General features: G+C 72.3%; 13 protein-coding genes. 12 read left to right on the forward strand and 1 reads right to left on the reverse strand.

Translation table 11 applies throughout. The features are described from left to right. Nucleotides 1-137 precede the first annotated feature (137 nt). The 3 genes from BM385_RS15220 to BM385_RS15230 all read left to right on the forward strand — a co-directional run bounded on the left by BM385_RS15220 (nt 138) and on the right by BM385_RS15230 (nt 4,573). Nucleotides 138-2,006, forward strand: a complete 1,869-nt coding sequence (locus tag BM385_RS15220; RefSeq protein ID WP_019431417.1) for a phosphoenolpyruvate carboxykinase (GTP) — start codon at nt 138-140, stop codon at nt 2,004-2,006. A 361-nt stretch (nt 2,007-2,367) separates the two neighbouring features. After that, nucleotides 2,368-3,273 carry a hypothetical protein gene (locus BM385_RS15225; RefSeq protein WP_139275180.1) on the forward strand — a complete coding sequence of 302 codons (906 nt, stop codon included), beginning with the start codon at nt 2,368-2,370 and terminating at the stop codon, nt 3,271-3,273. Between the two features lie 82 nt (nt 3,274-3,355). After that, nucleotides 3,356-4,573 carry a helix-turn-helix domain-containing protein gene (locus BM385_RS15230; protein ID WP_093843371.1) on the forward strand — a complete coding sequence of 406 codons (1,218 nt, stop codon included), beginning with the start codon at nt 3,356-3,358 and terminating at the stop codon, nt 4,571-4,573. Here the strand turns inward: BM385_RS15230 and BM385_RS15235 are convergent, their stop codons facing one another. Beyond that, complete coding sequence (locus tag BM385_RS15235) at nt 4,574-5,785, reverse strand: pyridoxal phosphate-dependent aminotransferase (protein ID WP_026047007.1); 1,212 nt, start codon at nt 5,783-5,785, stop codon at nt 4,574-4,576. A gap of 173 nt (nt 5,786-5,958) precedes the next feature. On the opposite strand from BM385_RS15235, the gene BM385_RS15240 reads away from it, so the two are divergent. The 9 genes from BM385_RS15240 to BM385_RS15280 all read left to right on the forward strand — a co-directional run bounded on the left by BM385_RS15240 (nt 5,959) and on the right by BM385_RS15280 (nt 14,580). Continuing rightward, a complete protein-coding gene (locus BM385_RS15240) occupies nt 5,959-7,254 on the forward strand; it encodes an alanine racemase (RefSeq protein ID WP_093843372.1) in 1,296 nt (431 codons plus the stop codon). Between the two features lie 70 nt (nt 7,255-7,324). After that, the gene (locus BM385_RS15245) at nt 7,325-8,377 is read left to right on the forward strand and encodes a ParB/Srx family N-terminal domain-containing protein (protein ID WP_093843373.1); all 1,053 of its coding nucleotides are present in this window, start codon (nt 7,325-7,327) and stop codon (nt 8,375-8,377) included. A 26-nt stretch (nt 8,378-8,403) separates the two neighbouring features. After that, entirely contained in the window at nt 8,404-9,285 is an 882-nt protein-coding gene (locus tag BM385_RS15250; RefSeq protein ID WP_093843374.1) for a hypothetical protein, read from the forward strand. A gap of 67 nt (nt 9,286-9,352) precedes the next feature. Next, nucleotides 9,353-10,102, forward strand: coding sequence for a Flp pilus assembly protein CpaB (gene cpaB / locus BM385_RS15255; RefSeq protein WP_019431411.1), 750 nt, complete (start codon nt 9,353-9,355; stop codon nt 10,100-10,102). A gap of 25 nt (nt 10,103-10,127) precedes the next feature. Next, nucleotides 10,128-11,360, forward strand: a complete 1,233-nt coding sequence (locus tag BM385_RS15260) for a CpaE/TadZ family protein (protein ID WP_093843375.1) — start codon at nt 10,128-10,130, stop codon at nt 11,358-11,360. Beyond that, complete coding sequence (locus tag BM385_RS15265; protein ID WP_093843376.1) at nt 11,357-11,851, forward strand: TadE/TadG family type IV pilus assembly protein; 495 nt, start codon at nt 11,357-11,359, stop codon at nt 11,849-11,851. Before BM385_RS15260 ends, BM385_RS15265 begins: the two co-directional genes overlap by 4 nt. Continuing rightward, complete coding sequence (locus BM385_RS15270) at nt 11,848-12,219, forward strand: TadE/TadG family type IV pilus assembly protein (RefSeq protein WP_093843377.1); 372 nt, start codon at nt 11,848-11,850, stop codon at nt 12,217-12,219. The genes BM385_RS15265 and BM385_RS15270 overlap by 4 nt, the downstream gene beginning before the upstream one ends. 16 nt (nt 12,220-12,235) lie before the next feature. Then, a complete protein-coding gene (locus tag BM385_RS15275; protein ID WP_019434809.1) occupies nt 12,236-13,582 on the forward strand; it encodes a TadA family conjugal transfer-associated ATPase in 1,347 nt (448 codons plus the stop codon). Nucleotides 13,583-13,602: 20 nt separating this feature from the next. Then, nucleotides 13,603-14,580: a type II secretion system F family protein gene (locus tag BM385_RS15280; protein ID WP_019434810.1), complete on the forward strand. Its 978-nt coding sequence runs from the start codon at nt 13,603-13,605 to the stop codon at nt 14,578-14,580. Nucleotides 14,581-14,595 lie beyond the last annotated feature (15 nt).

Here is a 14,595-nt window from a genome sequence, read left to right on the forward strand (position 1 = left end):
CACAGACGAGAAGACGACGCAGAATCATAGAAACAGATGAGCGAGATGGCTCCCGGATGAGCAGTTGGCGTACTCATCGGGAACGCTCACCCGTCACCACCACCCTCACGACAGACCTCTCACCCTCAGGAGTGATCGTGACCCTGACATCAGCCGGTCCCGACACCACCGACAGCACGGATCCCGCGCCCACCCGTCACCGCGAGCTGCTCGCCTGGGTGACGGAGATCGCGGACCTCACCCAGCCCGACCGGGTCGTATGGTGCGACGGCTCCCAGGCCGAGTACGACCGGCTGTGCGCGGAACTGGTCCAGCGGGGCACGTTCACGGAACTCGACCCCGTGAAGAGGCCGCACTCCTACTACGCGGCCTCCGACCCCACCGATGTGGCCCGGGTCGAGGACCGCACCTTCATCTGCTCCGAGCGCGAGGTGGACGCCGGACCCACCAACCACTGGAAGGACCCCGCCGAGATGCGGGAGATCTTCAGCGGCGAGGACGGCCTCTTCCGCGGCTCGATGCGCGGACGCACCCTGTACGTCGTCCCGTTCTGCATGGGCCCGCTCGGCTCCCCGCTGTCCGCCCTCGGCGTCGAGCTGACCGACTCCGCTTACGTCGCGGTCGCCATGCGCACCATGACCCGGATGGGCAGCGCCGTCCTCGAACAGCTCGGCACCGACGGCGAGTTCGTCCGCGCCGTCCACTCGGTGGGCGCCCCGCTCGCACCCGGCGAGCAGGACGTGCCCTGGCCCTGCAACACCACCAAGTACATCTCGCACTTCCCCGAGACCCGCGAGATCTGGTCCTACGGCTCGGGGTACGGCGGCAACGCGCTGCTCGGCAAGAAGTGCTATGCCCTGCGCATCGCCTCCGTCATGGCCAGGGACGAGGGCTGGCTGGCCGAGCACATGCTCATCCTCAAGCTCACCCCGCCCACCGGCGAGGCCCGCTACATCGCCGCCGCCTTCCCCTCCGCCTGCGGCAAGACCAACCTCGCCATGCTCCAGCCCACCATCCCCGGCTGGACCGTGGAGACCATCGGTGACGACATCGCCTGGATGCGGTTCGGCGCCGACGGCCGGCTGTACGCCATCAACCCGGAGGCCGGCTTCTTCGGCGTCGCGCCCGGCACCGGCGAGCAGACCAACGCCAACGCCATGAAGACGCTGTGGGGCAACTCCGTCTTCACCAATGTCGCCCTCACCGACGACGGCGACGTGTGGTGGGAGGGCATGACGGAGGAGCCGCCCGCCCATCTGACGGACTGGCGCGGCAACGACTGGACGCCGCAGTCCGGGACCCCGGCCGCGCACCCCAACGCCCGCTTCACCGTGCCCGCCGCCCAGTGCCCGACCATCGCCCCGGAGTGGGAGGACCCGGCCGGGGTGCCGATCTCCGCGATCCTGTTCGGCGGACGCCGGGCCACCGCCGTTCCGCTGGTGACCGAGTCCTTCGACTGGCAGCACGGCGTCTTCCTGGGCGCCAACGTCGCCTCCGAGAAGACCGCGGCGGCCGAGGGCACGGTTGGGGAGCTGCGGCACGACCCGTTCGCGATGCTGCCGTTCTGCGGCTACAACATGGGCGACTACTTCGGGCACTGGCTGCGGATGGGGCAGCAGGCGGCCGACCCGGCGAAGCTGCCGAAGATCTACTACGTCAACTGGTTCAAGAAGGACGCCGAGGGCCGGTTCGTGTGGCCGGGCTTCGGCGAGAACAGCCGGGTGCTGAAGTGGATCGTCCAGCGGCTGGGCGGCGAGGCGGCCGGGGTGGACTCGCCGCTCGGCGTGCTGCCCGCCCCGGGTTCCCTGGACGTGGACGGGCTCGGCCTGAAGGACGGCGACCTGGAGTTCCTGCTGGAGGTCGACCGGGAGGTGTGGCGGCGCGAGGCCGCCCTGATCCCGGCCCACCTGGACACCTTCGGCGACCACACGCCGCGCGCGCTGTGGGACGAGTACCACGCGCTGGTCGAGCGGCTGCGGCAGCTGCCCGCGCCCGACCGCGCCTGACCCGGTGACCGAGGCGAACACCCTCCGTCACCGCCACGACAAGCCGGCCCCCGCCCGACGGCGTGCGGGGGCCGGCTTTGTGCTGCCCGGCCCCGTGTCCCGCGCGGCGTCCCACAGCTGGAGAAAAGTGCAGGTCAGATGGTGTTCTGCGTCCCATCGTCCCGGAGCGGCGGCTGTGCGTTGACCGGTGGGGGAGGGCAGGGGGCACTCTTCTTCCGGACCGCGGCGCACGGCCGTGGTGACCACGCACAGTGGAGGGTGTCGGGATGAAGAAGCGGACCAGGGTGCCGCACACGGGGGCCGGGAGCGCGGCGGGGGCCGCGGGACCGGCGAGGTCCGCGGGGCCGGCCCGCGACCGGTGGTGCTGAGCCCGTTCCGTCCCGCGCTGCTGCTGCTCGCCGGGGTGGTGATCCTCGTGGCCGGATGTACCGTGTCCGGCCGCGAGGCCCCGCCCGAGCCGCCCGATCCACGACCGCTGGGCGGCGCCGTCGACTTCTCCGCGGACCAGGCGAAGGCGCTGTGGGAGGCGGAGGAGGCGAAGGTGCGGGCCTGTATGCGGGAACGTGGCCACCGCTATCTCTCTCCCGGTCACCGGGAGGGTTCGCCGGCCGCCACGGCCAGTCCGTACGCACTGCTGCGGCCCGCAGGGGCGGAGAGCGACGGTTACGGCATGAGCGCGGAGTACCTGGCCGGTCCGCCGGCCGATCCCAACGAGGACCATCTGGCCGGGCTGAGCGAGGAGGAAGAGCAGATCTGGCGGCGGGCGCTGCTGGGAGAGGAGGAGAACGACCACGAGGTGCTGTCGCGTGGGAGGGCCGTCGCCGGCTACGACGCGCAGTCCTGTGTGGGCGCCGCACGGGCCGAGCTGTACGGGCCCGAATGGCCGGATCTCTACTACGCGATGGCGGAGCTGAGCCACGAGGTCATCGAGCTGACCCGGGAGTCGGGGGGCTTCCGGGGGGCCGAGGCCCTGTGGGCGAGCTGCATGGCGGAGCGGGGGCTCGCCTACCGGTCGCTGGAGGATCCGCGCCGGGAGATCCGGGAGCTGCTGTCCGAGGGGGTGGCTCCGCAGGCCGCCGGGGAGCGGGAGCGGGAGCTGGCCCGCACGGACTTGGAATGCCAGCTGGAAACGGGGCTTCACGAGGAGGTGGAACGTGCCCAACAAGAAGTCGAACAATCCATCGGAGCCGAAGCGCGGCTGGAGCTGGAACGCCTCGAACAAGCCAAACGGGGCGCTCTTGAACGATCCAATGTTGGCCGAGAGTAATCGAATTCGTAACGGAGGGTAGCGGGATCCCCCGCTGGTCACTAAGCTGCCGGTGACAGGCACGTGGATCACTGGGGGAGAGATGCCCGAGGGGCGCGATGGTGCGGTCGCTATCGAGGCATTCGCCGAGCGACTGCGCCAGTTGAAGGACGGCACCAGCCACAGCTTCGAATCACTGGCCCGCCGCATCGGGGTGAGCCGTTCCACACTGCACCGCTACTGCACGGGAAAGGGGGTCCCGGGCGAGTTCGCGACCGTGGAACGCCTCGCGCGGGCCTGCAAGGCCGACCGGGCCGCCCTGACCGAGCTGCACCGGTTGTGGGTGCTGGCCGATGAGGCCTACCGGCGGGGAGACGGTCCCGGCCCGGCAGAGGTGACGACGGGGGAGGAAACGCACCCGTCACCCGAGCCGGCCACCGGGGCCGGGCCGGTGACCGAGCCGGCCGGCACCTCCGCAGCCGACCCCGCACCGACCGGGTCCCCCGACCAGGGACCGGGGCCGGTACGGGGCCCGGCCGGGTCGTCCCGGTCCCGCCGCTGGCTGGTGGCGGGAGCGGCGGCGGCCGTCCTCGCCGTCACCGTCACCTTCCTGCTGTGGGACAAGACCGCCCCCTCCGGCAGCGCCGCCTCCGAAGGACAGACCGACGACCGCGGGGACGACCGGATGCTCTTCCGCGACCCCTGCGCCGAGCCCATCACCATGGGCCAGCACGACGGCTGCGTCGAAGAACTCCAGACCCTGCTCGCCGACCGCGGCGTCTCCATCGACATCGACGCCCAGTTCGGCCCCGAGACCCTGCGCCGGGTCACCGCCTTCCAGGTCCTGGCCGGTCTGCCCGTCAACGGCGTGGTGGGCGACGGCACCAAAGAGGCGCTGTACGAATCCGACGTCAGCATGACCAGCTGGAGCGAGGAGCAGGTCGTCGAGCGCATCCGCGAGGTGTTCCCCGGCGAGGCCGGTGACCAGGCGGTCCGCATCTCCGGCTGCCAGTCCCTGCTCGACCCGCTCTACGTCCTCGCCAACGAGAACGGCACCCGCAACTGGGGCCTGTTCCAGATCTCCGACTCCCGGCTGCGCGACCTCGGCGGCACCCAGCGGGACGCCCTGGACCCCGAGTGGAACATCCAGAGCGCCTACCGGCTGTGGGCCCAGCACGAGGACTTCCGCGACTGGCCGTTCTGCCTCGCCGCCCTCGACGACCCGGACGACCTCACCGAGGGTGAGGCCGACGCCGCCGCCGAGGCGGGGGCCGATGTCGAGGACACCACCGGCGAGGAGCCCGAGGAGGGCCGGCCCTGATCAGTACTGCTGGTACCCGTCCAGGAAGGTGCCGATCCGGGTGATCGCGTCCGTCAGCTGGGTCACCGACGGCAGCGTCACGATCCGGAAGTGATCCGGCTCCGGCCAGTTGAAGCCCGTACCGTGCACGATCATGATCTTCTCGGCCCGCAGCAGATCCAGCACCATCTGCCGGTCGTCCTTGATCTTGTACACCTTGGGGTCGAGCCGCGGGAACGCGTACAGCGCGCCCTTCGGCTTGACGCAGGTCACCCCGGGGATCTGGGTGAGCAGGTCGTACGTCACATCCCGCTGCGCCCCGATCCGGCCCTGCGGCAGCACCAACTGCTCGATCGACTGCCGCCCGAACAGCGCGGCGGCCACCGCGTGCTGCGCCGGCATGTTCGCGCACAGCCGCATGTTCGCGAGGATCGTCAGCCCTTCGATGTAGCTGCCCGCGTTCTCCTTCGGCCCGCACACCGCCAGCCAGCCGCTGCGGAACCCGGCCACCCGGTAGTTCTTCGACAGACCGTTGAACGTCAGCGTCAGCACATCCGGCGCGATCGCCGCCAGCGGGGTGTGGGTGGCACCGTCGTACAGGATCCGGTCGTAGATCTCGTCCGAACACAGCACCAGCCGGTGCCGCCGCGCCACATCCGCCAGCTGCCGCAGCATCTCCTCGCTGTATACGGCCCCGGTCGGGTTGTTCGGGTTGATCACCACCAGCGCCTTGGTGCGATCGGTGATCTTCCGCTCGATGTCCGCGATGTCGGGCATCCACTCGGACTGCTCGTCGCACCGGTAGTGCACCGCCGTGCCGCCGGCCAGCGACACCGACGCCGTCCACAGCGGATAGTCCGGGGCCGGCACCAGCACCTCGTCACCGTTGTCGAGCATCGCCTGCATCGACATCTGGATCAGCTCGGAGACCCCGTTGCCCAGGTAGATGTCCTCCACCGACAGCTGGATGCCCTTGGTCTGGTAGTGCTGCATCACCGCGCGCCGCGCCGACAGCAGCCCCTTGGCGTCGCCGTACCCGTGGGCGCTGGAGACATTGCGCAGAATGTCCTCCAGGATCTCCGGCGGGCACTCGAAGTCGAACGCCGCCGGATTGCCCGTGTTCAGCTTGAGGATGCGGTGACCCGCCGCTTCGAGCCGCATGGCCTCCTCGAGAACGGGGCCGCGGATTTCATAACAGACATTGGCGAGCTTCGCCGATTGGGTCACCTGCATGTCCGCCACCTTACGACCGCGTACCGCGGGACGCCCTGTGTTTTCCCCCACCGGTGCGAGCCCCCATGGCCTCGGCCGATCGCACTGCGTTGACCGGTGCGCTACCCGGTGCTAGGGAAGAGAACGGCCCCCGCCCCTCCCGCCGCCGCCCCGCTCCCGCCCCTGGAGACGCCATGAGCACCGCCGCACTGGACCAGCTCGCGGACGAGATCGTCGACCACCGCTTCAAGGGCCTGCCGCCCGACGCGGCCGGGAGCACCGTCGGACGGCTGCGGGCCCAGCGCCGCGACCTGTACACCGGCGGCTTCACCACCCCCGTCCTGACCCTGTCCGCCGAGGCCGTCGACCACAACGTACGGTCCCTCGACCGCTTCGCCGCCCGGCACGGACTGGCCCTCGCTCCGCACGGCAAGACCTCCATGGCCCCGCAGCTCTTCCAGCGGCAGCTGGACGCCGGCGCCTGGGGCATCACCCTGGCCGTACCGCACCAGGTCCGTGTCGCCCGCGCCTTCGGCGTGCGCCGCGTCTTCCTCGCCAACGAACTCGTCGACACCGCCGCGCTCACCTGGCTGGCCGGCGAACTGGAGGAGGACGCCGAGTTCCGCTGTGTCTGCTACGTCGACTCGGTCCGCGGCGTCGAGCTGATGGACGAGACGCTGCGCGCCGCCGGCGGTGCCCGCCCGGTGGAGGTCGTCGTCGAACTCGGCGCGCCCGGCGCGCGCGCCGGAGTGCGCGACGCCCGGCAGGCCGCCGCCGTCGCCGACGCCGTCGCGGACACCGAATCGCTGCTGCTGGTCGGCGTCGGCGGCTACGAGGGCGAACTGCCGGACGCGGACGGCGACACCGTACGGGAGTGGCTGAACGCCCTGTGCTCCCTGGCCGTGGAGTTCGACAAGGCCGGCCGGTTCGCCGACGCCCCCGAGATCATCGTCAGCGCCGGCGGCAGCGCCTGGTTCGACGCGGTCGCCGAGGTCTTCGAGGAACTGCCCGACCTCTCCCGGCCGGTGTGCAAGATGCTCCGCTCCGGCGCGTACATCAGCCACGACGACGGCCGCTACCGCGCGGCCACCCCCTTCCGCCGCGTCCCGGGGGAGGGCTCGCTGCTGCCCGCCTTCCGGCTGTGGACCCAAGTCGTCTCCCGCCCGGAGCCGGGCCTGGCGCTCGTCAACGCCGGAAAGCGGGACGTCAGTTACGACCTGGGCCGGCCCGAGGTGCAGATCGTGCGCGACGCCCGCGGCACGGTCCGCAGCGGCACCGGACTGCTGGTCTCCCGCCTCGCCGACCAGCACGCCTTCGTGGTGCCCGACCCGGACGCCGCGCCGGAGGGACCCGCCCCCCGGCTGCCCGAGGTCGGCGACTGGGTGGGCCTGGGACTCTCCCACCCCTGCACCGTCTTCGAGAAGTGGCCGCTGATCCCCCTGGTCGCGGGCGACGGCACCGTCACCGACTACATCCGCACCTTCTTCTGAGCCCGCCGCTTCCCCGGCCCGCCACCCGGACGCCACCCGCAGGTCACCGGCCCCTGTGACGGTGTCCGGTATGACCCGCTCCCGGACCCCGCGGCGCCTCGCGCTGCTGCTCACCGTCCTGACCGCACTCACCACGCTGGGCACGGCCACCGCCGCCACCGCCGCCCCCGCGACCACCGGCACCCCGGCGGCGGCAGCCGCGGCCAAGCCGCGCGCCGGGGAGCTGATCACCGTGCGCCTGGACGAACTGCGGCCCACCCAGGCCGCGCTCGGCCACGACCAGATCCGCTACAAGCTGGGCCGCTACACCAGCACCAAGGACGAGGACCGGGGCAAGCCCAACAAGAAGTACGACGACTGGTGCGAGGCCAACGGCCAGGGCGAGGCCGCCACCGTCCGCCCCGATGCCCGCCTCGACAAGCCCCAGCGCTTCACCTGCACCATCCCGCTCGGCCAGGAGACCGCCGAGTCGCTCGCCGCCATGAAGACCGTCGTGGTCGGCCCGCGGGGCCGTCTCTACCTCACCGACGGCCACCACACCTTCACCAGCTTTCTGGAAATGCCCGACGGCGGCAAGAACATGAAGATCCGGGTCCGGGTCACCGACAACCTCAGCCGGCTCTCCGAGCGCGACTTCTGGCGCGAGATGAACGACCGCGGCTACCTCTGGCTGCGCGACGCCGCCGACCGTCCCATCACGTCCGCCCAGCTGCCCACCCGGCTCGGCCTGCGCACCATGGCGGACGACCCGTACCGCTCCCTGGTCTACTTCACCCGCGACATCGGCTACCGCAAGCCGGACCTCGCCGACGGACCGGCCCCGGAATTCCTGGAGTTCTTCTGGGCCCAGTGGCTGCGCACCCAGCCCGCCCTCGACCCGGCCCGGCACGACCGCACCGACCTCGGCACCTACCTCGCCCTCATCGAGGACACCGCCCGCGCCATGGTCGCCCTCGACGCCGGCACCCCGCTGCCCGGCAGCGGACGCACCGCAGCCGAACTCGGACGCCTGGACGCCTTCGACAGCAAGGAGTTCGCCGCGCTGTCCGCCCCGATGACCGACAGCAAGCCGGGCAAGCCGGCCTACGCCCTCAGCTACCGGAGCGCGCCCGGCTGCCGATAGGCTTCGCCCCGACGACAGGGGGTGGTATGCCGATCGCCATCGCGGTGACCAGCGCCGACCTGGTGCTGCCGGCCACCGATCCGCACACCCCCGGTGCCCATGTCCTCACCCCGCCGGGCGAACAGGACTTCCCCACCGCCCTGGCGGAGACGGCCGGGCTGCTGGAGCGGCACGGCCATGTGATCGCCGTCTACCCGGCCACCACCCCCCGCGCCCACGTCCAGCGGCTGCACGCCGTACGCGCCATGCTGGAGAGCGACCGCATCGCGCTGCTGTCCACCTCGCTGCCCCCGCTGGGCGCCGCCGTACTGGTGCGCCAGCTGCGGCAGTTGTCGGTGTGCGACTTCAGCCCCGGGGTGCTCGGCGCCGCCACCCGGCTGCTGTCGCACTACATCTACGCGGGCGCGCTGCTCGGCTCGGCCGCGCGCACCGACCGGCTGCCGGTCCCCCTGCCGCCGGTGACCGGACCGCGCTCGGCCGTCTCCGCACCGCACGCCGTCCTCGCCCGCCCCACCGCCCAGCTGGTACCGGCGGGCGACCGCTCCGGCGCGGCCGGCCTGGCCGGGCCGCAGTTCGCCACCACCCTCACCTACGCCGCCGGCCGGTTCGACACCGCCTGGGTCACCGGCCCGCTGGCCCGGCAGTGGCAGGTGCAGGGGGTGCACCCGGTGCCGCTGCCCGCGCAGTCGCCCGGCTGGTGGCACACCCCCAAGCTGGTGGAGTTCGCCGCCGCCATCCACGACGCCTCACTGCTCTACCAGATGGTGTCCTCGATGCGTCAGGAAGCCTGCCACTGGTGCGGTTTCACCCTCATCGGCGACCGCTGCGCCTTCTGTTCGGCGCCGGTATCCACCGGACGGGAGCGCCCGGCGATCGGCGGCGGCCACCGCAAGGCGCTGGCGCGGTGAGCCGCATTTTGGCACCGATATCCCCAACGGCCGACGCGCTGTCCGACGCAGAAGGTAAAAAGACTCCATGAATGCTCGTCAGCGCCGCGGCTTCCTGCTGCTGCTCGTCTCGGCCCTGCTCGCCCTCGGCGCGTTCGCCGGGGTGGTCGCGGTGATCAACGACGTGGAGTCGAAGGTCGGCCCCGAAGTGACGGCGTACGAGCTGGGCGAGGACATCGAGCCCTACACCGAGCTGCGCGCCGACCAGCTGCGCGAAGTCTCCATCCCCGAGCGCTACATATCCGACTCGGCGGTCACCGACCTGGCGCAGATCGAGGGCAAGGTCGCCCTCTCCCCGCTGACCGAGGGCTCGCTGCTCCAGCGGGACATGATCGCCGACCGGCCGGAACTTGCCCCCGGCCAGCAGGAGATCGCGGTACTGATCGACGCCTCCACCGGCGTCGCCGGCAAGATCTACCCCGGCGCGAAGATCAACCTGTACGCGGCCTACCGGGTACGGGAGACCGGGACCGACGACGGCGACGAGATCGAGATGGTCCGGCTGATGGTCAACAACGCCGAGGTGATCGAGGTCGGCGACCTGACCGAGGTCGAGGAGGACCGCCGTACCACCGAGGCCGTGCCGATCACCTTCGCCCTCGACCACCTGGACGCCGAGCGGGTCACCTTCGCCGAAGCCTTCGCCGAGCAGGTGCGATTGGCCCTGGTCGCTCCCGGGGAGGAGCAGGAGATCCCGGAGGAGGAGCGCACGTACACCATCGTGGGCGACCTGGCCGGCAGCCCGCACAGCGGCCTCCCGCTGGGGCAGATTCCGTGACGAGCATGGGGTTGGGGTGGCTTGGATGACGACGCGCATTCTCCCGGCGGTGGGCGACCCGGACACCGCGCGCTCACTGATCACGCTGCTCAGCCGGCTGCCCGGCAGCGAACCGATGCGCTCGGTGCCCGACTCCGTCACCCTGCTGGACACCCTCGCCGCGCTCTCCCACGAGTCGGTCGCCGGGCTGCCCGAAGTGGTGATCATCCACGAACGGATCGGGCCGCTGCCCGCGCTGGAGCTGATCCGCGAAGTGGCGCTGCGCTTCCCCGCGGTCGGCGTGGTGCTGGTCTCCGCCGATCCGACCGCCGGACTGTACTCGGCGGCGATGGACGCCGGCGCGCGCGGGCTGGCCGGACTGCCGCTGTCCTTCGAGGAACTGTCCACCCGGCTGGCCGCAGCCGCCCAGTGGGCCGCCGGGATGCGGCGCCACCTGGGCCTGGGCGACAGCCCCGGCACCGGCCCCGGCGGCCGGCTCGTCACCGTCTCCGGCGCCAAGGGCGGCGTGGGGGCCACCCTGCTGGCCACCCAGCTGGCGCTGGCCGCCCAGGGCTCCGCGCCCGCCGAGGGACGCGGCGTGGTCCTCGTCGACCTCGACCTGCTCAGCGGCGACGTCGGCTCCTTCTTCGACGTGCAGTTCCGCCGCTCGCTGGCCGACCTCGCGGGCATCGGCGACATCTCCCCGCAGGTGCTGGCCGAGGCGGTGTTCACCCACCGCACCGGACTGTCGATGCTCATCGCCCCGGCCGAGGGCGAACGCGGCGAGGACGTCACCGACACCACGGCCCGGCACCTGCTCACGGCGGTGCGGGCCCGGTACGACACGGTGATCGTCGACTGCGGCTCCCAGATGAACGCCGCCACCGCCGCCGCCGTCGAACTGGCCGACACCGCGCTGCTGGTCACCACCCCGGACGTGATCGCGGTCCGCGCCGTCAACCGCATGGTGCGCATGTGGGACCGGCTCCAGATCCGCAAGGCCGAAGGGGTGGTCACCGTCGTCAACCGGCTCAGCCGCTCCAGCGCCATCCAGCCGCAGCTGATCGCGCGGATCACCGGCACCCAGGTCGCCCGCCAGCCGGTGCCCGCCAACTTCCGGGAGCTCCAGGAGGCGCAGGACGCCGGCCGCATCCAGGACCTGGACGCCAAGGGCCCGGTCCGCCGCGCGATGTGGGCCCTCGCCACCGAACTCGGCCTCGCCGCCCCGCAGCCGGCCGGCGGCGGGGGCGGCAGCCGGCGCAAGGGACGCCGGGGATGAGCCCGGCGCTCCCGGCCGCACCGCACCGGGACGGCGCCGGGCCCGCGCCGTCCGGGCACCGCGCGCGCCGCCCGCACCGCGCCCGGCCCGTGCGCGCCGCCCGGCCCGCGCACGCCGCGCCGCCCGCGCGCTCCGCCCGGTCCGACCGGGGCGCGGTGCTCGTCGAGTTCACCGGGATGTTCCCGCTCATCCTGCTGATGCTCGCGGTCGTCCTCCAGTGCGCCGTCATCGGCTACGGCTTCCACCTCGCGGGCAACGCCGCCGACGAGGCCGCCCGCGCCGGGGCCGCGGCCGGCGGCGGCGAAGGCGCCTGCGGCGAGGCCGCCCGCGCCCACATCCCCGACTCCTGGTCGATGAGCGTGTCCTGCCCGCTCCAGGGCGAGGTCCGCCAGGCCCGCGTCGAACTCCGGGTGCCGGTGCTCTTCCCCGGCGCCTTCAACCTCCCCATCACCATCTCCGGCACCGCCGGCGCCGTCCAGGAGGGACCGTGAGGCGCCGGGCCCGCACCTCGCGCGGCGACCGCGGCGTCACCGCCGTGGAGTTCGCCGGCTGGCTGCCGCTGCTGCTGATCGTCGCGCTGGCCGCGCTCCAGCTCGGCATCGCCGGCTACACGGCGCTCCAGGCCGGATCGGCGGCCCGCGCCGCCGCCCGTACCGCCTCCCAGGACGAGATCGCCGACCTGTACCAGACCAGCGGGCGGGCCGCGATGAGCGGCTGGCTGGCCGGGAACACCCGCTTCGAACTCTCCGCCTGCGGCGAGACGGCCACCGTCACCGCACACGTCACGGTGCCCTCGGTCCTGCCCTTCCTGAACAACCTCGGCGAGGCCAGCAAGACGGTGACCATGCCATGCGACTGACGAAGGGACCGCAGCGATGGGCCTGAGAGCACGCGTCCACGCCCAGCAGGAGCCGGGAGCCGGCCCCGGGCCCGGCGAGCAGGACCGCCTCGTCGCCGTCTACCGCGCCAAACTCCTGGAGGAGATCGACCTCGCGGAGATGTCGGCGCTCTCCACGGCCGACCGCCGCGACCGGCTGGAGCGCGTCCTCGGCCACATCCTCAGTCGCGAGGGGCCGGTCCTCTCCACCCAGCAGCGCGCCCTGCTCATCCGCCGCGTCGTCGACGAGGCGCTGGGCCTGGGCATCCTCGAACCCCTCCTGGAGGACGCCTCCATCACCGAGATCATGGTCAACGGGCCCGACCAGATCTTCGTCGAACGCTCCGGCCGCGTGGAACAACTGCCGCTGCGCTTCGCCTCCGAGGACCAGCTCATGCAGACCATCGAACGGATCGTCTCCACCGTCAACCGCCGCGTGGACGAGTCCAACCCGATGGTCGACGCCCGGCTCCCCACCGGCGAACGGGTCAACGTCATCATCCCGCCGCTGTCCCTGTCCGGCCCCGCCCTCACCATCCGCCGCTTCCCGCGCGCGTACACCCTCGCCGAACTCGTCGGCTTCGGCACCCTGGACGAACACCTGGTGCTGCTGCTCGCCGGGCTGGTGCGCGCCAAACTCAACATCATCGTCTCGGGCGGCACCGGCTCTGGGAAGACCACGCTCCTCAACGCGCTCTCCGGCCTGATCCCCGAGGGCGAGCGCATCGTCACCGTCGAGGACGCCGCCGAACTCCAGCTCCAGCAGAGCCACGTCATCCGCCTGGAGTCCCGGCCCCCCAACATCGAGGGCAAGGGCGAGGTCACCATCCGCGACCTGGTGCGCAACTCCCTGCGCATGCGCCCCGACCGCGTCATCGTCGGCGAGGTGCGCGGCGGGGAAACCCTCGACATGCTCCAGGCCATGTCCACCGGCCACGACGGCTCGCTCGCCACCGTGCACGCCAACAGCGCCGAGGACGCGCTCCTGCGGCTCCAGACCCTGGCCTCCATGTCCGAGATCAAGGTCCCCTTCGAAGCGCTGCGCGACCAGATCAACAGCGCCGTGGACGTCATCGTCCAACTGGTACGGCACCCGGACGGCACCCGCCGCCTCAGCGAGATCGCGGTGCTCGCCTCGCACGGCCGGCAGCCGTTCACCATCGCCACCGTCGCCGACTTCGGCGCCGAACCGCTCACCCCCGACGGCACCGTGCACGGCCGATTCCGGCACTACCCGATACCGCGCGCCATCGCCGACCGGCTGTACCTGGCGGGCGAACAGATCCCGCAGGCGTTCGGCGTCCACCTGGACGACAGCCAGCTGGCCACCAGAGAGGCGCGGTAGTGGCAGGAGTGGAAGCGCAGATGGGCATCGCCCTGGACAGCGGCGCGGCGCGGGTCACCCTCAGCCTGGCGCTCGGCGCGCTGGTGCTCGCGGTCGCCGGGTGCTACGTGTACGTCACCGGCCGCGCCGCCCGGCGCGCGCTGCTGGCGCGGCTCTCCGCGGGCGGGCCGGAGGGCGCCGCCCCCGCGGGGGCCGGCGGCGGGCGGGACGGGGACCGCCCGTTCGCCGCCCTCGACCAGCGGCTGCGCGGCACCCGCGTCGGCCGGTCGATCCGGCTGAAGCTCCAGTCCACCGGCCTGGAACTGACGTCCGGCGAGTACGTCGCGTACGTGCTGGGCGCGATGGCCGCGCTGTGGGCGGTGGGCCATGTGCTCCTCGCACCGTTCTTCGGGCCGGTCTTCGGCCTCCTCGCGATCTGGGGCGGCAACGCGTTCCTCGGCTGGCAGCGCACCAAACGCACCGAGAAGTTCATCGGCCAGCTCCCCGAGCTGGCCCGGCTGATCGCCAACGGCACGGCCGCCGGCCTGGCGCTGCGCACCGCCCTGTCGATGGCGGCCGAGGAGATGGACGACCCGGCCGGCGCCGAACTCGCCCTGGTCGCCAACCAGCTCACCGTCGGCCGGTCCCTGGACGAGGCACTGGGCGAACTGGGCGAGCGGCTGCCCTCGCGCGAACTGAACGTCCTGGTCACGACGTTGATACTGGCCAACCGGGCGGGCGGCTCCATGGTCGGCTCGCTGCGCAATCTGACCGCCACCCTGGAGGAGCGCAAGGAGACCCGGCGCGAGGTGCGCACCATGCTCGCCGAGGTCAACGCCACCGCCGTCACCGTGCCGCTGCTCGGCCTGGGCGCGCTGCTGATGATCAACGGCATGGCGCCCGGCGCGCTGGGCCGGGTCACGGCGAGCCCGGGCGGCCAGATCGCGATGGTGATCGCGCTGGCACTGTACGCGGTCGGCTTCGTGGTGGTCCGCCGCTTCGGCCGGATCGACGTCTGAGAAGGGGCGCTGACG

Source organism: Streptomyces harbinensis (assembly GCF_900116145.1).
Lineage (GTDB): Bacteria > Actinomycetota > Actinomycetes > Streptomycetales > Streptomycetaceae > Streptomyces > Streptomyces carpaticus.